Below are 17,086 nucleotides of genomic sequence, written 5' to 3'. Positions count from 1 at the left end.
TTTTTCAGCCGATCGCCTGCAAACACGCGGTAAAACGTTCGGCCAGAAAGCGCGCGGCCGGACCCAGGGGCTCATCGCGCCGCCACACCAGTTCCACCACCAAGGCCGGCGGCGTCCATTCGCTGTCCAGCTCGACCATCTGCCCGTGATAGGTCGGGTATTGCACCACATGCCGGGGCAACCAGGCCCAGCCCAGGCCACGGGCCAGCCATTCGGCCAGCACATAGAAGCTGTCGGCGCGCCACACCTGCGGGCTGGCCGCCTCGCTGCCGGGGTAGACGCTGGTCTGGGTCGACATCAGCAATTGGCGAAACTGCGCCAGGCGCTGGCAATCGACAAAACCTTCCCTGGCCAGCGGATGCCCGACGCCACACACCGTGACCATCTCCACACTGCCAACCACCCGCCGCTCAAGGGCTTCGGGGATCTGGTCGTGGTAAAACAGCAACCCCAGGTCAGCCTTGCGCTCCACCAGCTTGCGCGCGACATCGCCCTGGGCCGTGCTGGACAACTGCACCTCCAGGCTGGGAAATTTCCCCGCCAGCGCCTCTAGGCTGTCGAGTACCGGCTGATAGAGCATGGCTTCGTCCTGGGCCAGGCGCAGCCGTGCTTCTTCGCCGCGCATCAACGACAGGGCGCGGCCATTGAGGCGCTCACACTGGCGCAGCACTTCCCGGGCCTCCTCCAGCAGCACAGTGCCGGCCTCGGTCAGGCGTGGCTGGCGACCGCTACTACGCTCAAACAGGCTCACGCCCAGGTCGGCCTCCAGCAAGGCAATGCCATTGCTCACCGCCGACTGCGCCTTGCGCTGGTGCCGTGCCACCGCCGAAAACGAGCGCTGCTCGGCGACGCTGACAAACAGGCGCATCTGCTCCAGGTTCCATTGCACGCTCATTGGCCAAACCCATCTTAAATTCGGATAGGTAATGACTTTACCCCATCTACGGATTCTCTAGAATGCCGGCCTTGTTATGCGCCCCTATTTCCGAGGAACACCCCCATGAACGCCGCCTACTACTACCTGGCCATTGCCATTTGCTCGGAAGTGATCGCCACCGTTTCCATGAAAGCGATCAAGGGCTGGAGCACGCCAATCCCGCTGCTGCTGGTTATCGTCGGCTACGGCGTAGCGTTCTGGATGCTCACGCTGGTGGTGCGCACCGTACCGGTGGGCGTGGCCTACGCGGTGTGGGCGGGGCTGGGGATCGTCATGGTCAGCATCGCAGCGCTGTTTATCTATGGGCAGAAGCTCGATCTGCCGGCGATGCTGGGGATGGGCTTGATCGTGCTGGGCGTGGTGGTGATTCAGTTGTTTTCGAAAACAGCCGGCCACTGACCTTCTACAGTTGTTGATCCTGGGCAAAGATCCCGCTGTCGAGTCTGTATACTTGGCCTCTTGTTCTGAACACTGAGGTCGCCCATGCCATCCGTTATTTCCACCGACGTCCTGATTGTCGGCGCCGGGGTTGCCGGCCTCTGGCTCAACGCGCGCCTGCGCAGCCAGGGGTTTTCCACGATTGTGGTGGAGAACGCGACCCTGGGTGGCGGGCAGAGCGTGAAGTCCCAGGGGATCATTCACGGTGGTGCGAAATACGCCTTGCACGGTGCCCTGACCGGCGCTTCCGAAGCCATTGCCGACATGCCGCGACGCTGGCGTGAAGCGCTGGCGGGCACCGGCGAGCTGGACCTGACGGGCGTGCGCCTGCTGTCCCAGGCCCATTACCTGTGGTCGCCCGGCACCCTGGCCGGCAACCTCACCAGTTTCTTCGCCAGCAAGGCGGTGCGTGGCCGCGTCGACCAGGTCAAGGGCGACGATTTGCCGCCGGCCCTGCAAGACCGCCGCTTCAAGGGCAAGGTCTATCGCCTGGCCGAACTGGTGGTGGACGTGCCGAGCCTGATCGAACGCCTGGCGCAACTGGCCGGCGACGGCCTGCTCGCCGGGCAACAGATCGAGCCGCTGCTGGAAGGCGGCATCCTGGTCGGCCTGAAAGTCGATGGCCGGGCGATCCGCGCCCAGCGCATCGTGCTGAGTGCCGGCGGCGGCACCGCCGAGCTGCTGACGGCCCTGGGCCTGAGCCAGCCGGCCATGCAAAAGCGCCCGCTGCATATGATCATCGCCAAGGGCCCCGGCCTCAAACCCCTGTACGCGCACTGCCTGGGCGGCGGCACCAAGCCACGGATCACCATCACCACGCACCCGGCCGCCGATGGCCATTGGGTGTGGTACATGGGCGGTGATATTGCCGAGACCGAAGGCGTGCACCGCACGCCCGCCGAGCAAATCGCCACCGCGCAAAAGGAGCTGGCGCACCTGCTGCCGTGGATCGACATGAGCCAGACCCAGTGGGCAACCCTGCGGGTGGATCGCGCCGAGCCCCTGCAAACGGGCCTGACCCGGCCAGACAACGCGTTCCTCGCCGAACAGGGCCGCCTGTTGGTGGGCTGGCCAACCAAGCTGGCCCTGGCGCCGGACTTCGCCGACCGCGTGCTCAGCGCCCTGGAACGTGACGGCATCCAGCCAACCCCAAGCACGCCGCTGCCTGAACTGCCACGCCCAGCCATCGCCCAACCCGCCTGGGAGCAACTGTTGCCATGAGCCTGCCGACCCTGCATGACCTTCATCGCCCCCTGGGCAGCACCGGCCTGCTGGTATCGCCGCTGGGCCTGGGCACCGTGAAGCTGGGCCGCGACCAGGGGGTGAAGTACCCCAATGGTTTTCAGATCCCCAATGATGAAGAAGCGCGGATGTTGCTGCGCCAGGCGCGCGAGCTGGGGATCAACCTGATCGACACCGCACCGGCCTACGGCCATAGCGAAGAGCGCCTGGGGCCGCTGTTGCGCGGCCAGCGCCAGGACTGGGTGATTGTCAGCAAGGTCGGCGAAGAGTTTGCCGACGGCGTGTCCCACCATGACTTCAGCGCAGCCCATACCCGGCTCTCCGTGGAGCGCAGCCTGAAACGCCTGGAAACGGATTTCATCGACCTGGTGCTGGTGCATTCCGACGGCAATGACTTGCATATCCTCAATGACTGCGAGGTCTACCAGACCCTGGCGCAGCTCAAGGCCGAGGGCAAAATTCGCGGCTTCGGCTTCTCCGGCAAAACCGTCGAAGGCGGCGTGAAGGCTCTGGAACAAGGCGATTGCGCCATGGTCACCTACAATCTGAACGAGCAAAACGAAAAAGCCGTGATCGATTACGCCGCCGCCCATGGCAAAGGCATCCTGGTGAAAAAGGCCCTGGCCAGCGGCCATGCATGCCTTGAGCCTGGAGTGGATCCAATTCATGCCAGTTTCGTCTTGTTGTTTGCGCAAACGGGCGTGGCCAGTGCTATTGTCGGGACCATCAACCCGCTGCACCTTGCCCATAACGTGGCAACCGCTGCCAAGATCATTCGCCAATCCTGATGCCGCCGACGCGGCCGACCCCGACGCAAGAAGGAGCCGACATGCCGCGAACGCTCATAAGAAAAAACCCCAGTAACTTTAAAACACTGCCGCTGTACGTCGAAGCCACCCCCGAAGGCCTGAGCTACCAGAGCGTGGGCATGCCGCTCAACTTTGCCCAGACTCTGCAACGGCGCAAGCCGGTGGAGGTGGCAGATGCCGAACGCTTCGCCCTGGAACTGGCCAACCTCGGCGTATCGGTGCGCCTGACACTGCACTGGCAAAACCGCGATTACTGGGTGTTGGTGCGCCAGCGCCGGCAGGACCGTGGCGATGTGGTGCTCAAGCTGATTTCCGGCTACGTGCCGGCCCATGAACTGAACCTGCCGCTGCACACGGCCATCCAGGAAATCGCCGAGGAATGCCTGCTGGAAACCCCGGAAGGCTGGCTCGGCGGGCGTTTCAACGACACCTGGCTGCCGGCGCCCTACTCCAGCGCGCTGCATTACCGTGAGGCCTTGCCGTTTCGCCTGTCACCGCTGTCCGGCGCCGCCCGCCCGGTGCGCTGCGCCAGCATGCAACTGATCGAACGCCCCCGGGCCTATGTGCACCTGCCCACGGCCTCCCTGCAATTGATCTATGACCTGCGCCTGGAAGTGCCCAAGGAAGCCAAGTCCTTGAGCCTGTTCCATGTGGACGAACGCCTGGAGGGCGATCAACTGGTGGCGCGCCTGGACCGCCAGCGCCCGGATCTGTACCTGATGCCCCTGAAGGACGGCCAGCCGTGCGCCGAGCTGTATACCCTGAAGAAGGATCAATTGATCCCGGCGAGCACGCGCGGCTTGTACCTGGCCGAGAGTTTTGCCCAGCAGGAAGGCTGGCTGGTGCGCGATGAGCGGATCCGCTGGAAGGACTGGCTCAGGCAACAGGGCCTGAGCGCGCCAGAGAAGGAATCGAAGTTGAGCCAGTTGACCGGGCGGGCCAGGCAGATCTTGCGCAAGATGGTGCCGAAGAAGGCGGGTCGCTGAAGCAGCCCCGCCTGTGGCGAGCGGTGTCTACTGGTTGAGTAGTTTTTCCAGCCCAACCGTCAACGGCGTCGGCTCAGGCAATGTGAAGCTCGCCGCCAAGCGCTGGTTGTTGGCCCTGGAATGCCGGATATCTCCCGAGCGCGGCGCGGTGTAGCTGACAGCCGGCAATGAGCCGACGATTTGCGACAGTGCCTGCAGCAACTGCTTGAGGGTGGTGGTGCGGTTCCAGCCGACATTGATCGCGCCCAGCGGCGCATCGGCCATTTCCACGGCTTGCACCAGCACGGCCACCAGATCCCCGACGTACATGAAGTCACGGGTTTGCTCACCGTCGCCGAACACGGCAATCGGCAGGCCTTTTTGCGCGCGCTCGCTGAAGATGCTGATCACCCCGGAATACGGCGATGAAGGATCCTGGCGCGGCCCAAAAATGTTGAAGAAGCGGAAAATCACCGGCTCCAGGCCATGCTGGCGACGGTAGAAGTCAAAGTAGTGCTCGCTGGCCAGCTTGTCCGAAGCGTATGGCGTCAACGGTGCCTTGGCGGTTTGCTCATCGATGGAGTCGCCTTCGCCGTTGTTGCCATACACCGCCGCACTGGAAGCAAACACCACGCGCTTGACCCCAGCCTGGCGCATGGCTTCGCAAACATTGAGGCTACCCACGAAGTTGCTCTGGTGCGTACTGACCGGGTCATCCACCGACGCCTGCACCGAAGCGACTGCCGCCAGGTGCACTACCGCCGTAACCCCTACCGCTGCACGAGCGACCAGTGCGGCATCGGCCACATCGCCTTCGAGCAGTTGCAGGCGTGGGTTGTCCAGCGGCAGGTTGCTGCGCTTGCCGGTGGACAGGTTATCCAGCACGCGCACCGCGTAGCCCTTGGCCAGCAGTGCATCGACCAGATTGGAACCGATAAAGCCAGCACCACCGGTAATCAGTACGAGAGCATCAGACATAGCGGCAAACCCTATTGAGCAGCATCGTTGGTTTGGCGAATTTTTTCGACAATCGCGGTGGTCGAGCTGTTTTCCACCAACCCCAGGACTTTGACCTTGCCGCCATAGGCGTTGACGATATCGGCGCCGACCACCTGGTCGACCGAGTAGTCGCCGCCCTTGACCAACACGTCCGGCTTGACCTGGGCCAGCAGGTTTTCCGGGGTGCCCTCGGAGAAACTGATCACCCAGTCCACCGCGCCCAACCCAGCCAGGACCGCCATGCGCCGATCCACACTGTTGATTGGCCGGCCAGGGCCTTTGAGGCGGCTGACCGAAGCGTCGTCGTTGATCGCCACGATCAGGCGATCACCCTGGGCGCGGGCCTGCTCCAGGTAAGTCACATGGCCGGCGTGCAGGATGTCGAAGCAACCGTTGGTGAAAACGATGCTTTCGTTATGGGCACGGGCATCGTCAATCGCCAGCAGCAATTGCTCAAGGCTCAACACGCCGCGCTCCGAGCCTTCCTCGCGCTGGATCGCACGGCGCAGTTCCGGGGCGCTGATGGATGCCGTACCCAGTTTGCCCACCACAATGCTCGCCGCCAGGTTGGCCAGGGCCACCGCGTGGGGCAATTCCTCACCGGCTGCGATCGCCGCCGCCAGGGTGGAAATAACGGTGTCGCCGGCGCCGGTGACGTCGAATACTTCCCGCGCCCGCGCCGGCAGGTGCATGGCCGGGTGGCCGGGGCGCAGCAGGGTCATGCCGTGTTCGCCACGGGTCACCAGCAAGGCACCGAGGTCGAGGTCGGCCATCAGGCGTGCGCCTTTGCTCACCAAGTCGTGCTCATCGGCGCAGCCGCCGACGATGGTTTCAAATTCGCTGAGGTTCGGCGTGATCAGGCTGGCGCCCCGGTAGACCGAGAAGTCCTTGCCCTTGGGATCGGCCAGCACCGGGATACCCCGGGCCTTGGCGGCCTGGATCAGCACCTGGTGGTTTTTCAACGCGCCTTTGCCGTAGTCCGACAGCACCAGCACCTTGATGCCTTCGAGCAACGTGTCGACCTGGTCACTGAGGGCCAGGGCGTCGGTGGCGAAGGGTTCTTCAAAATCGATACGCAGCAATTGCTGGTGACGGCTCATGACCCGCAGCTTGACGATGGTCGGCTGGTGGGCAATGCGCTGGAACAGGGCACGCACGCCAGCGCCGCGCAGGCTGTTGGTCAGGCTGTCGGCGGCTTCGTCGTCACCGGTCACGCCGACCAGGGAGGCCGGGGCGCCGAGTGCAGCGATGTTAAGGGCGACGTTGGCAGCGCCGCCTGGACGGTCTTCGATTTGCTCGACCTTGACTACCGGTACCGGTGCCTCAGGGGAAATCCGTGAGGTACCGCCATGCCAGTAACGGTCGAGCATGACATCGCCGACCACCAAGACAGGGGCTTGATCGAATCGCGGCATGGACAACTTCATGGAGCAACCCACATACAAAATGAACAGGGGCGCGATATTAGCACAGGGAAAAGCATCGACCGATTCAATCCTGGCGGTCGATCCCAGCCTGGCTGCAATAGCGCCTCAATAGGCATCAGTCACGTGGGAGGGCGCCACAGGGTCACCTTCTTCGAACTCCTTGGCGTGCAAACGGGCGTAGTAACCGTTCTTCGCCAGCAGCTCGACATGGGTGCCGCGCTCGACAATCTGGCCGTCGTCCATCACCAGGATCAGGTCGGCTTTCTCGATGGTGCTCAGGCGGTGGGCAATCACCAGGGTCGTGCGGTTCTTCACCACATGGTCCAGGGCCGCCTGGATATGACGCTCGGACTCGGTGTCCAGGGCCGAAGTCGCCTCGTCGAGAATCAGCAGCGGCGCATCCTTGAGCAAGGCCCGGGCAATCGCAATGCGCTGGCGCTGGCCGCCAGACAGCAGCACGCCATTCTCGCCCACCAGGGTTTCGTAGCCCTGGGGCATCTTCACGATGAACTCGTCGGCATAGGCTTCGCGAGCGGCATGGTGCACCGCGTCGGCGGGCGCTCCGGCCAGGTCGCCATAGGCGATGTTGTTGGTCACGGTGTCGTTGAACAAGGTGACTTGCTGGGTCACCAGGGCAATTTGCCGGCGCAGGTTGCGCAGGGTGAAATCCTGCACGCGTACGCCGTCGAGCAGAATCTGCCCCTGTTCGTGCTGATAGAAGCGCGGAATCAAGCCCGCCAGGGTCGACTTGCCGCTGCCCGAACGCCCCACCAGCGCGACCATTTGCCCAGGCTCGACGATAAAGCTGATGTCGTTGAGCACCTTCTTGTCGCTTTCCGGGTATTGGAAGCTGAGGTTGCGCACTTCAATGCGCCCAGCCAGACGTTCATGCTCGATCACGCCCTGGTCGACTTCGACCGGCTCATCCAACTGCTCGAAAATACTCTCGGCACCCGCCACGCCCTTTTGGATGGTCGAGCTGACTTCGGACAGCTGGCGAATCGGCTTGGGCAACAGGCCGGCCATGGTGATGTAGGCCACCAGGTCGCCGGGCGAGGCATCGCCACGCAAATACAGGACCAGGAACATGACCACGGCCATCGCACTGTAGGTCACCAACTGCAGCATCGGCGTGTATACCGCGCCGGTCTTGGTCATCGCCAGTTGTTTCTCGGTATTGCTCAGGCTCGCCTGCTCGAAGCGCACCTTTTCATATTGCTCGCCGCCAAAGCTGCGGACCACACGGTAGCCGTGGATCGTCTCGGAGGCCACATGGGTCACGTCGCCCATGGACACCTGGATTTTCTTGCTTTGCTTGCGGAATTTACGGCTGGTGCTGTTCACCATCATGCCGATCACCGGCAGGATCGCCAGCATCACCAGGGTCAGCTTCCAGTTCATCCACACCAGGGTGCAGAACAGGAAAATCACGGTCATGCCTTCGCGGATAACCACCTTGATCGCATCGGTGGCTGCACCGGTGACCATGGTGACGTTGAAGGTAATGCGCGAAATCAGGTGGCCGGAGTTGTTCTTGTCAAAAAAGCGGTTGGGCAACTCCAACAGTTTGTTGAACAGCACCACGCGCAGGTCGTGGACCAGGCCCAGGGAAACCCGTGCCAGGAAGAAGTTGCCGAGGAACGAACCCACGCCCTGCCAGGCCGCGATCAGCACGATCATCAGCGGCACGGTTTCCAGTAACTGCAACTTGCCCAGATAAGGGTTGCCGGGGAACAGGCTGGCCTCGGGATTCGCCAGGCCATCGACGAAATACTTGAGGATATAAGCGAGCATCGGCTGGGTCGATGCGAAGATCAGGAACCCGACGATACTCAGGATGAACAGACCCACATAAGGCCGTACGTAAGTCAGGAGGCGGAAGTAAATCGCCAGCGTCGACTGGGTTTTCGGTTCAGGACTGCTCATGGGAATCCGCGCAAATCAGTAAGGCGCGGATCATATCACAGGCCTCTTCGCCCCAAAAAACATGAGCAGGGGCCAGCCTTGCATCAAGTCGGTTAAGATAACCGGCTATTGATGGGAGTCAGGCATGCAAGTAATCGATCACAACACCTATGAGGCATTGCGCGCCGGCGCGCAGGTGCTGGAAGCCGATGGTTCTGGCGACAAGGTGCTCCGGTTGACCGATGGTTGCATGCTCAAACTGTTCCGGCGCAAGCGCCTGCTCAGTTCGGCGCTGTTCTACCCGTATGCCCAGCGCTTCGCCAACAACACCCGCGCATTGCAGCAACGGGATATCCCCTGCCCGCGCATCATTGCGGTGTATCGCATTCCCAGCATTGCGCGGGACGCGGTGTATTACAGCCCGCTGGCCGGGGAAACCATCCGCCAGTTGAAACTCGCCAAGGCCGAGGCCGACGCCTTGCGTGTGCGCCTGGGCTGTTTCATTGCGCAACTGCATGAGAAGGGCGTGTACTTTCGCTCGCTGCACTTTGGCAACGTGGTCCTGACTCCGGAAAACACCCTGGGGCTGATCGACATTGCCGACCTGAGTTGCCAGGCCGCCGCCCTGAGCCAGAGCAAGCGCCTGCGTAACTTCAGCCATCTGCGGCGCTATCCCGAGGATCGGCAATGGCTGCTGGGCGATGATGCCGGGCAAGCCTTCTTCGATGGCTATCGCCAGGGCTTGCCGGCCGGCAGTCAGCAGGCGCCGCTGATTGAGCGCCTGCGGCAATTACTGGACTGACTTCACCGGGTGATGATCAGCACCGTGGCGCCTCGGCGATTGGCGAAGCGCTCGACGATGCGCATGTTGCGCTCGGCCAGCCAACTGATGAGCCAGGGCTCGTTACCGCGGGCCTCGATCAGGAAATAGCGGAATTGATCCGCATAGGCCGGCGACATCGCCGCTTCCCGGGTCAATTGCTTGAGCAGATAACCACGCCCGGCGTAATAGCCGATCCGGCCGTCATCGAAATACGCTGGGACATCCGGCTCGACATTCGCCGCCATCCAGCGCCCCGCGTCAACGTACTGGACCTTGCCCGGCCCGGTGGACACCACATTGGACAACATCACCAAAAGGCAGACCGCCACCAGGGCCTTGCCCAGGCGCGGGAACTGTTGGGCAAACATCTGCATCGCCAAGGCCAGCGCCGGCACAAACAGTAGGTTCAGGAAGCTCATGTAGCGCAAGTTCATGAACTGCTGCTGGATAAAGAACAGCAGCAATACCAACAGGTACAACAGCGCCGCCCAGGCAAAAGGCCGGTATTCGTGCCAGTAGCGCTTGATCGCCTGCCAATTGCGGCCACGCAAAAACGGCACGGCAAACGGACCGCAAATATTTACAAAGCCGATGGCCATGGCCGCCAGGATGCCAAAAAAGATGATGCGTCCGGCTTCATCCTGGGAGTACTTGTTGATCAGCGAGTTGGCGAACTGATCGCGCAGCAAGTCAAACGACGCCAGCACCTGGTTGGGGTTGATCAAGCCCAGATAGTAGTCAACGCGAGCCGATGTAAAACCATCGGTGGCCGAGACCAGCACTATCCCCGCCACGACACCCAACAGCGGCAGCGCCACAAACTGCAGGAGCGCCAGGCGCCGCTCGCGCACCCACAGGCCAGGCAACTGCCATAAGCCCAACGCCGGCAACAGCAACAACGCTTCCAGCCGGAAGGCTGCCGCCGCGACAATCGCCAGGTGGATGATTGCCGCCCGCAGCCATCCACCGCGGGCCTGCCAGCGCATGGCCAGCCAAAGCGTCAGGATGCAGAAGAACCAGAAGCCGAACTCACGCAGGATCTCGCCACGAAACTGGTTGAACGCAGGCATCGCCAACACCACCAGGCAAGCCCAAGGCGCCACCTGCACCGAGCGCTGGCGCACGCAGTCAACCAGTAGCGCACAGGTACCGGCAGCAAACAGCGAACACCACAAGTACGCACTCAGTTCTATGGGCAGGGCTGAAACCGAATGGGTGCCCGCCAGGAGCAGGGAGAACCAGGGCCAGTTGAATACGGCAAAGGCGGCTTTCGGGCCATGGACGTGAGCGTCCTGGGCAATGGTCAGGTAGAAAGCCGCATCACGTCCGACAGTCGCTGCGCCCAGCACAGCGATCAGGGACAGCAGCAGGCTCCCAAAAAATGCCACTCGAACGGGATGCTCGACGACAATACTCAACACCCGGGCCCACAACTTGCTGCCTATTCCAACCACACCCCCCCCTTAAAACCTGGCGTCACATCGCGTGCACAAGATTTGAAAACATACATTTCAGAAAAACCACTGCACCACGAAAACCCAGCGCCCAGTCATTGCAATCAACTCTGGCGCTGCATAGGTAATTCCCGGCGTAGCGTAACAGGCTATAAAGCGCTTACTTGAACATCAGCTGAAGCGCCTTGCGTGTGTACGACCAGCGCGTCAGGGCGCGCCAGTCGGTACGTACCGCCTGGCAGTAAAACTGCCTGGCAAGCGTGTATTCCCCAGCACTGAAGCAATTGCGAAACAACGACAGGCAGCGCTGCGCGAGAAACGCACTGCGCAGGCCTTGCAACTCTGCTGGCATACGCACCGGCGAAAACACCTCGTCTACCAGGCTCACGCCAGCGGCGACACTGTGGTTGATGTCATGTCGCAGGCTATCCGCATGCTTGTAGATCAGCGCCAGTGGCTGGTCGATGACCGTGCAAGGCACGCGCGCCAGGGCCTGGGCAAACACCGGGATATCCTCGGCGTTACGCATGCGCTCCGGGTAGTTGCCCACCGCGAAGATGTCGCGGTGCATGGCGCAAGCGCCATTGGAGATCGCGATGGTCTTGTCCAGCAAGTACCCGCGCACCCGCTGGTATGGGGTGGCAGGCAGCGGCTTGACGGCATGCAGGCGGCGCTTGCCATCTTCAAATACCGACCAGTGGCCACCGATGATCAGGCGGCTATCCGGGTGAGCAGCAATATGCTGCGCAACCAGGGCCAGGGCGCCTGGGGCCATTTCATCATCGGCGTCGAGGAACATCAGGTACTGGCCCGCAGACTCCTCAATCCCGCGATTGCGCACCGAGGCCAGGCCGCCATTGGGCTTGCGCAGGGCCTGGAAACGCCCGGGGTGCTTGGCCAGCAGAGCTTCCAGCACCTGCGGCGTCTCATCGGTAGAGCCGTCATCAATCACCAACAGCTGCGCATCGGCTTCGTCGAGTTGCGCCAGCACCGACTCAACCGCGCGCCCCAGGGTGCGCGCGTAGTTGTAGGCCGGGATGACGACGCCAATCAGTGCTTCAGTCAACGGCTTGCCCTTCCACACCGTCTTTGACGACCAGGATGTCTTCCATGATCAGGTACTGCAGATCGGAGCCGAAGAACATGTTCAGGGCGTCGGTCGGCGAGCAGATCATCGCTTCGCCGCGGCGATTGAGCGAGGTGTTCAGGGACACACCGTTGCCGGTCAGCACTTCCAGCTCTTTCATCATGTCGTAGTAGCGCGGGTTGTACTCGCGCTTGAGCACCTGGGCGCGGGAGGTGCCATCTTCATGGACTACTTCCGGCACGCGGGTTTTCCACTCTTCGGCCACTTCAAAGGTGAAGGTCATGAACGGGGCCGGGTGATCGACCTTGATCATCTGCGGGGCCACGGTGTCGAGCATCGACGGGCAGAAAGGCCTCCAGCGCTCGCGGAACTTGATCTGGTGGTTGATCCGGTCAGCCACGCCCACGGCGCTCGGGCAACCAATGATCGAACGTCCGCCCAGGGCGCGCGGGCCGAACTCCATGCGGCCCTGGAACCAGGCCACCGGATTGCCGTCGACCATGATCTGGGCGATGCGCTTGGGCATGTCGTCGATCTGGCGCCACTTCGGCTTGCTCGGGTGCTTGGCGCACGCGGCAATCACTTCTTCATTGCTGTAGGACGGGCCGAGATAGACGTGTTCCATCTTCTCTACCGGTACCCCACGGGCATGGGACACATAGGCCGCCGCGCCCACGGCAGTGCCGGCATCACCGGACGCCGGCTGCACGAACAGCTCCTTGACGTCGTCGCGGGCAATGATCTTCTGGTTCAACTTGACGTTCAGCGCGCAGCCGCCGGCGAAGGCCAGCTTGCCGGTTTCCTTGAGGATATCGCCCAGGTAATGGTCAATCATCTGCAAGGCCAGTTTCTCGAACAGCGCCTGCATGCTGGCTGCGTAGTGGATGTACGGCTCGTCGGCGATGTCGCCTTCACGCTTGGGACCCAGCCACTCAATCAGTTTTGGCGAGAAGTAGAAGCCCTTGCCCTTCTCTTTATAGCGGCGCAGGCCGATGACGTTGGCGTAGTCGGTGTTGATCACCAGCTCACCGTTTTCAAAGGAGGCCAAGCGCGAGAAGTCGTACTTGCTGGCATCGCCATAGGGTGCCATGCCCATGACCTTGAACTCGCCGTCGAGCATTTCAAAGCCGAGGAACTCGGTGATCGCGCCGTACAGGCCGCCCAGGGAGTCCGGATCGTAGAATTCCTTGATCTTGTGGATCTTGCCGTTTTCGCCGTAGCCGAAGAAGGTGGTGGCGTACTCGCCCTTGCCGTCGATCCCGAGGATCGCGGTCCTCTCCTGGAAACCCGAGCAGTGATAGGCGCTGGAAGCGTGGGCCAGGTGGTGTTCAACCGGCTCGATCTTGATCTTCTTCGGATCGAAGCCCAGTTGCTCCAGGCACCAGACAATCTTGTTGCGGTAGCGCTTGTAGCGCCGGTTGCCCATCAGGATCGCGTCAAGGGCGCGGTCCGGGGCATACCAGTAACGCTTGGCATAGTGCCAGCGGGCCTCGCCGAACAGGCTGATCGGGGCAAACGGGATCGCCACCACATCAACGTCGGAGGGTTTGATGCCAGCCTGTTCCAGGCAGAACTTCGCCGACTCGTAGGGCATGCGGTTCTTTGCATGTTTATCGCGTACGAAGCGCTCTTCTTCGGCGGCCGCGATCAGCTTGCCGTCGATATACAACGCTGCGGAAGGATCATGGCTAAGGGCGCCGGACAGGCCAAGAATCGTCAATGCCACTGGGGTCTAGCCTCTTTTAGTCTGCATGCAGGCGCTGGCGCCTGAAAAAATGTGAGCCCCTCGCCTCGGCGAGAAAAGCTAAAGGGCGGGATTATAGCTTAAAAGCGGCAAAACGCCTCTAGCCGCAAATGGCACGGAGAAACAAGAGGCATCATCGGAAAATCTCGATACTGCCGTCTCGATTTTGCCGGTAGACGGTGTAGGGCAGTACCAAAGTATCGAGAACGCCCGATAGGACGAAATCAATGGCTATCCACGGCACCGAGGCGATCTGCTGGTCTTCCAGGCTTTTTTTGCTGTTGGGTTCGCCATTGAGGGAGCAGAAGTCATACACCACCCCGCTGTAGATACGGGGCACGCTCTCGCAGTGGCTGCGCAGGTCCTTGAGCTTCTGGCTGGCCACCGCGTCTTCGCGAAACACCGTATTCAGGGTGCCGCAGGCCGTGGTCGAAAGGACAATGGCGGCGAGCAGCAGAATGTTTGTAGGATTCACGGGTAACCCTCTTTGGTATGGGGCGCACAGCCTAACCCAAGACTGTGTAAGACGAATATGCCGGCATTTTGCGGGAATATTCTTCAAAAAACGCCGTGCAGAATCGTTAAACTCGCGCCCTTTTTCCGCGCCCGCGCTGCGCGTCATGGAAGTTGGTTTGCTCATGAAAGTTGTTGCCCCCACGTGTTTTGCGATGTTGCTCCAGTGCCTGCCGGGCCTGCAGCAAACTGCCCTGGCCGAAGATGCCCTGCTGATCCTCGACCCCAGCGTGGTGACAGGTTCGCGCAGCGCCAGTCGCAGCTTCGACCTGCCCTACTCGGTGGACAGCATCAGCCGTGAGCAGATCAGCGACGGCCAGTTGGGTATCAATGCCTCGGAGGCCCTGTCCCGCGTGCCGGGGCTGGTGGTGCAGAACCGCCAGAACTACGCCCAGGACCTGCAGATTTCCTCCCGCGGCTTTGGCGCGCGCTCGGCGTTTGGCGTGCGCGGGATCAAGCTGATTGCCGATGGCATCCCCGCCAGCACCCCGGATGGCCAGGGCCAGGCCGCCACCTTCAACCTCGACACAGCGGACCGCATCGAAGTACTGCGCGGCCCGGCCGCCACCCTGTATGGCAGCAACGCCGGCGGGGTGATCCAGATGTTTTCGCGCAATGGCGAAGGCCCGCCCCGTATCGGCGCCGAAACCCTGTTTGGCAGCGACGGCCTGAACAAGAACCACCTCAGCGCCGAAGGCGCGGTGCAGGGCGCCGGGTTTGTCCTCGATGCCTCGCGCATGGACACCGACGGCTACCGCGACCACAGCAGCGCCCGCCGTGACCAGACCTTCGCCAAGCTCAACCTCGAACCCGATGACGACAGCAAGCTAGCCCTGATCTATAGCAGCCTGGAGCAAAACGGCACCCAAGACCCGCTGGGGCAAACCTGGACAGGCTACAAGGCCGACCCGCGTTCGGTAAACAGCAATGCCCTGGCGTACAACACGCGCAAGAGCATTGATCATCAGCAACTGGGGATGAATTACGAGCGGTACATTGGCGATGCAACGTTGCAGGTGAATGCCTATACCGGGCGGCGGAGTGTGATTCAGTATTTGTCGATTCCCAAGGGCGTAGCGAGCAACGAACGCGGCGGCGGCGTGGTGCAATTCGACCGCAAGTTCTACGGCGGTGGCGTGCGCTGGATGCAGCCCATCGACAGCGTGCCGGGCGAATTGATGATCATCACCGGCCTGGACTTCGACCAGAGCGAAGACAGCCGCCACGGCTACCAGAACTACAGCGGCAACACCCTCGGCGTGAAAGGCGAATTACGCCGCAATGAAATCGACACCGCCCGCAGCCTCGACCCGTACATCCAGGCCAACTGGGCCATCGAGCGCTGGACCCTGCAAGCCGGGCTGCGCCACAGCACGATGGAAATGGACGTGGATGACCAGTTCCTGAGCAATGGCGATGCCAGCGGCAATAAGACCTATCAGAAGAACACGCCCTCGATGAGCGTGATGTACGCGTTCACCCCTGACCTGCACGGCTATGTCAGCGCCGGCAAGGGCTTCGAAACGCCGACCCAGGCAGAGCTGGCTTACGCCCCTGGTGACATCGAAGGTTTCAACTTCGGCCTGAAGCCGTCAGAAAGCACTCAATATGAAGTGGGCTTGAAGGCGCAGGTGAACAACAGCACGCGGGTCAACGCTGCCGTATTCCAAATAGCTACGGAAGATGAGTTGGTGGTCAATGCATCGAAGGATGGACGCACCAGCTACCAAAACGCCGGCCGCACCCTACGCCGTGGCTTTGAGCTGGGCATCGAAAGCCAACTGAGCGAACAGTGGAGCGCCAACCTCGCCTACACCCGCCTGCAAGCCACCTACGACAGCAACTTCAGCAACAGCGGCAAAACCGTGGACAAGGGCAACTACCTACCCGGCGTCCCACAGACCACGCTCTTTGCCGAACTGAACTGGAAACCAAGGGACTGGGTGAGTACCGCCGTTGAAGGCATGTACCGCAGCAAGATCTATGTCGAAGACACCAACCAGAAGCATGCCGCTCCGGCTTACAGCGTTTTCAACTGGCGTGCACGCTTTGAGCAGAAGGTCGAACACTGGACCTTTCACCAGACCCTGCGCCTGGACAACCTGCTGGATCGCCAGTATGTCGGTTCGGTGATTGTTGGCGATGGCAACGATCGTTATTACGAAGCCGCGCCCGGCAGGTCGTGGTATGCGGGCGCAGGAGCCCAGTACAGTTTTTGAGTGATAAAAACCAATGGGCAAACAACATTGCCCATTTGGTTCCCACATCAATAACAGACACTTCCCATAACTCAGCCCCTACACTTTGGAAAAGTACCCACCAAAATCATAAAGAACTATAAACGCAAACACCTACTCAACTTTTGAGCAATCACCCATCAGCCTTTAATTGCCACTCTCCATTAGCCCCGTAAACCAGTTCATGATCTATGGGCTCTCGATAGGGATCACCAAAGCTCACATAACCGCCATCACCTTTGCCATTAGATGCGGTTGGCTGCCATTCCTGGGTATCGGCGTTAAAAAATTCGGCGCCATCACCAGCGGTTGTGTCCTTTGGATTGCGGACACCCGACTGCACTTTATCTATCGGACTTGTTGGATTCACCGGATCTATCGGCTTATTTTTACCGGCCAGATCACTGTAAAAAGAAAACGGTTGAAAACCTGTTATCGAAGTCATTTGCACACTCCCGGAATTAACATTTCGATCACTCAATAAACATCTATATAAGATATTTTTA

At 61.2% G+C, this 17,086-nt stretch carries 15 protein-coding genes; 6 read left to right on the top strand and 9 right to left on the bottom strand.

Going from position 1 to position 17,086, the window contains the following annotated elements; all coding sequences use genetic code 11:
• Positions 1 to 4 precede the first annotated feature (4 nt).
• Positions 5 to 895: a LysR family transcriptional regulator gene (locus tag HBO05_RS10470; RefSeq protein WP_169952266.1), complete on the bottom strand. Its 891-nt coding sequence runs from the start codon at positions 893 to 895 to the stop codon at positions 5 to 7.
• 105 nt (positions 896 to 1,000) lie between these two features.
• Here HBO05_RS10470 and HBO05_RS10465 point away from each other — a divergent pair, with 105 nt between their 5' ends.
• From HBO05_RS10465 to HBO05_RS10450, 4 genes are all read left to right on the top strand, one after another.
• The gene (locus HBO05_RS10465) at positions 1,001 to 1,336 is read left to right on the top strand and encodes a multidrug efflux SMR transporter (RefSeq protein WP_099170110.1); all 336 of its coding nucleotides are present in this window, start codon (positions 1,001 to 1,003) and stop codon (positions 1,334 to 1,336) included.
• 84 nt (positions 1,337 to 1,420) lie between these two features.
• Positions 1,421 to 2,596, top strand: a complete 1,176-nt coding sequence (locus tag HBO05_RS10460) for an FAD-dependent oxidoreductase (RefSeq protein WP_169952268.1) — start codon at positions 1,421 to 1,423, stop codon at positions 2,594 to 2,596.
• Positions 2,593 to 3,405 (top strand): aldo/keto reductase, encoded by an 813-nt coding sequence (locus HBO05_RS10455; protein WP_169952270.1) that lies wholly within the window; start codon positions 2,593 to 2,595, stop codon positions 3,403 to 3,405. The genes HBO05_RS10460 and HBO05_RS10455 overlap by 4 nt, the downstream gene beginning before the upstream one ends.
• A 41-nt stretch (positions 3,406 to 3,446) precedes the next feature.
• The gene (locus HBO05_RS10450; protein WP_169952272.1) at positions 3,447 to 4,412 is read left to right on the top strand and encodes a metal ABC transporter ATPase; all 966 of its coding nucleotides are present in this window, start codon (positions 3,447 to 3,449) and stop codon (positions 4,410 to 4,412) included.
• A gap of 27 nt (positions 4,413 to 4,439) precedes the next feature.
• Here the strand turns inward: HBO05_RS10450 and HBO05_RS10445 are convergent, their stop codons facing one another.
• The 3 genes from HBO05_RS10445 to msbA all read right to left on the bottom strand — a co-directional run bounded on the left by HBO05_RS10445 (position 4,440) and on the right by msbA (position 8,743).
• Positions 4,440 to 5,369, bottom strand: coding sequence for an NAD-dependent epimerase/dehydratase family protein (locus HBO05_RS10445; RefSeq protein ID WP_169952274.1), 930 nt, complete (start codon positions 5,367 to 5,369; stop codon positions 4,440 to 4,442).
• 11 nt (positions 5,370 to 5,380) lie between these two features.
• Positions 5,381 to 6,817: a bifunctional D-glycero-beta-D-manno-heptose-7-phosphate kinase/D-glycero-beta-D-manno-heptose 1-phosphate adenylyltransferase HldE gene (gene hldE, locus HBO05_RS10440; protein WP_170042429.1), complete on the bottom strand. Its 1,437-nt coding sequence runs from the start codon at positions 6,815 to 6,817 to the stop codon at positions 5,381 to 5,383.
• A 105-nt stretch (positions 6,818 to 6,922) separates the two neighbouring features.
• Positions 6,923 to 8,743 (bottom strand): lipid A export permease/ATP-binding protein MsbA, encoded by a 1,821-nt coding sequence (gene msbA / locus HBO05_RS10435; RefSeq protein WP_169992172.1) that lies wholly within the window; start codon positions 8,741 to 8,743, stop codon positions 6,923 to 6,925.
• Between the two features lie 124 nt (positions 8,744 to 8,867).
• Here msbA and HBO05_RS10430 point away from each other — a divergent pair, with 124 nt between their 5' ends.
• On the top strand, positions 8,868 to 9,524 hold the full coding sequence (locus HBO05_RS10430; protein WP_169952279.1) for a phosphotransferase: 657 nt from the start codon (positions 8,868 to 8,870) through the stop codon (positions 9,522 to 9,524).
• 2 nt (positions 9,525 to 9,526) lie between these two features.
• On the opposite strand, the gene HBO05_RS10425 is transcribed toward HBO05_RS10430, so the two are convergent.
• The 4 genes from HBO05_RS10425 to HBO05_RS10410 all read right to left on the bottom strand — a co-directional run bounded on the left by HBO05_RS10425 (position 9,527) and on the right by HBO05_RS10410 (position 14,305).
• Complete coding sequence (locus HBO05_RS10425) at positions 9,527 to 10,999, bottom strand: hypothetical protein (RefSeq protein ID WP_169952281.1); 1,473 nt, start codon at positions 10,997 to 10,999, stop codon at positions 9,527 to 9,529.
• Between the two features lie 160 nt (positions 11,000 to 11,159).
• Positions 11,160 to 12,065, bottom strand: a complete 906-nt coding sequence (locus tag HBO05_RS10420) for a glycosyltransferase family A protein (protein WP_169952283.1) — start codon at positions 12,063 to 12,065, stop codon at positions 11,160 to 11,162.
• Entirely contained in the window at positions 12,058 to 13,812 is a 1,755-nt protein-coding gene (locus tag HBO05_RS10415; RefSeq protein WP_172312562.1) for a carbamoyltransferase, read from the bottom strand. The genes HBO05_RS10420 and HBO05_RS10415 overlap by 8 nt, the downstream gene beginning before the upstream one ends.
• Before the next feature lie 151 nt (positions 13,813 to 13,963).
• A complete protein-coding gene (locus HBO05_RS10410; RefSeq protein ID WP_346266505.1) occupies positions 13,964 to 14,305 on the bottom strand; it encodes a YceK/YidQ family lipoprotein in 342 nt (113 codons plus the stop codon).
• Between the two features lie 163 nt (positions 14,306 to 14,468).
• Between HBO05_RS10410 and HBO05_RS10405 the strand changes: the two genes are divergently transcribed.
• The gene (locus HBO05_RS10405) at positions 14,469 to 16,562 is read left to right on the top strand and encodes a TonB-dependent receptor (RefSeq protein ID WP_172312560.1); all 2,094 of its coding nucleotides are present in this window, start codon (positions 14,469 to 14,471) and stop codon (positions 16,560 to 16,562) included.
• 151 nt (positions 16,563 to 16,713) lie between these two features.
• On the opposite strand, the gene HBO05_RS10400 is transcribed toward HBO05_RS10405, so the two are convergent.
• Positions 16,714 to 17,025 carry a hypothetical protein gene (locus HBO05_RS10400; protein WP_172312558.1) on the bottom strand — a complete coding sequence of 104 codons (312 nt, stop codon included), beginning with the start codon at positions 17,023 to 17,025 and terminating at the stop codon, positions 16,714 to 16,716.
• Positions 17,026 to 17,086: the final 61 nt, after the last annotated feature.

Source organism: Pseudomonas sp. WS 5079 (assembly GCF_012985465.1).
Taxonomy (GTDB): Bacteria; Pseudomonadota; Gammaproteobacteria; order Pseudomonadales; family Pseudomonadaceae; genus Aquipseudomonas.
This window is presented reverse-complemented; position numbering and strand designations above follow the sequence as displayed.

What these genes read in the sequence shown, in the direction of transcription:
- HBO05_RS10470 (WP_169952266.1), bottom strand. Translation starts at nt 895, where the DNA reads ATGAGCGTGCAATGGAACCTGGAGCAGATGCGCCTGTTTGTCAGCGTC.
- HBO05_RS10465 (WP_099170110.1), top strand. Translation starts at nt 1,001, where the DNA reads ATGAACGCCGCCTACTACTACCTGGCCATTGCCATTTGCTCGGAAGTG.
- HBO05_RS10460 (WP_169952268.1), top strand. Translation starts at nt 1,421, where the DNA reads ATGCCATCCGTTATTTCCACCGACGTCCTGATTGTCGGCGCCGGGGTT.
- HBO05_RS10455 (WP_169952270.1), top strand. Translation starts at nt 2,593, where the DNA reads ATGAGCCTGCCGACCCTGCATGACCTTCATCGCCCCCTGGGCAGCACC.
- HBO05_RS10450 (WP_169952272.1), top strand. Translation starts at nt 3,447, where the DNA reads ATGCCGCGAACGCTCATAAGAAAAAACCCCAGTAACTTTAAAACACTG.
- HBO05_RS10445 (WP_169952274.1), bottom strand. Translation starts at nt 5,369, where the DNA reads ATGTCTGATGCTCTCGTACTGATTACCGGTGGTGCTGGCTTTATCGGT.
- hldE (WP_170042429.1), bottom strand. Translation starts at nt 6,817, where the DNA reads ATGAAGTTGTCCATGCCGCGATTCGATCAAGCCCCTGTCTTGGTGGTC.
- msbA (WP_169992172.1), bottom strand. Translation starts at nt 8,743, where the DNA reads ATGAGCAGTCCTGAACCGAAAACCCAGTCGACGCTGGCGATTTACTTC.
- HBO05_RS10430 (WP_169952279.1), top strand. Translation starts at nt 8,868, where the DNA reads ATGCAAGTAATCGATCACAACACCTATGAGGCATTGCGCGCCGGCGCG.
- HBO05_RS10405 (WP_172312560.1), top strand. Translation starts at nt 14,469, where the DNA reads ATGAAAGTTGTTGCCCCCACGTGTTTTGCGATGTTGCTCCAGTGCCTG.
- HBO05_RS10400 (WP_172312558.1), bottom strand. Translation starts at nt 17,025, where the DNA reads ATGACTTCGATAACAGGTTTTCAACCGTTTTCTTTTTACAGTGATCTG.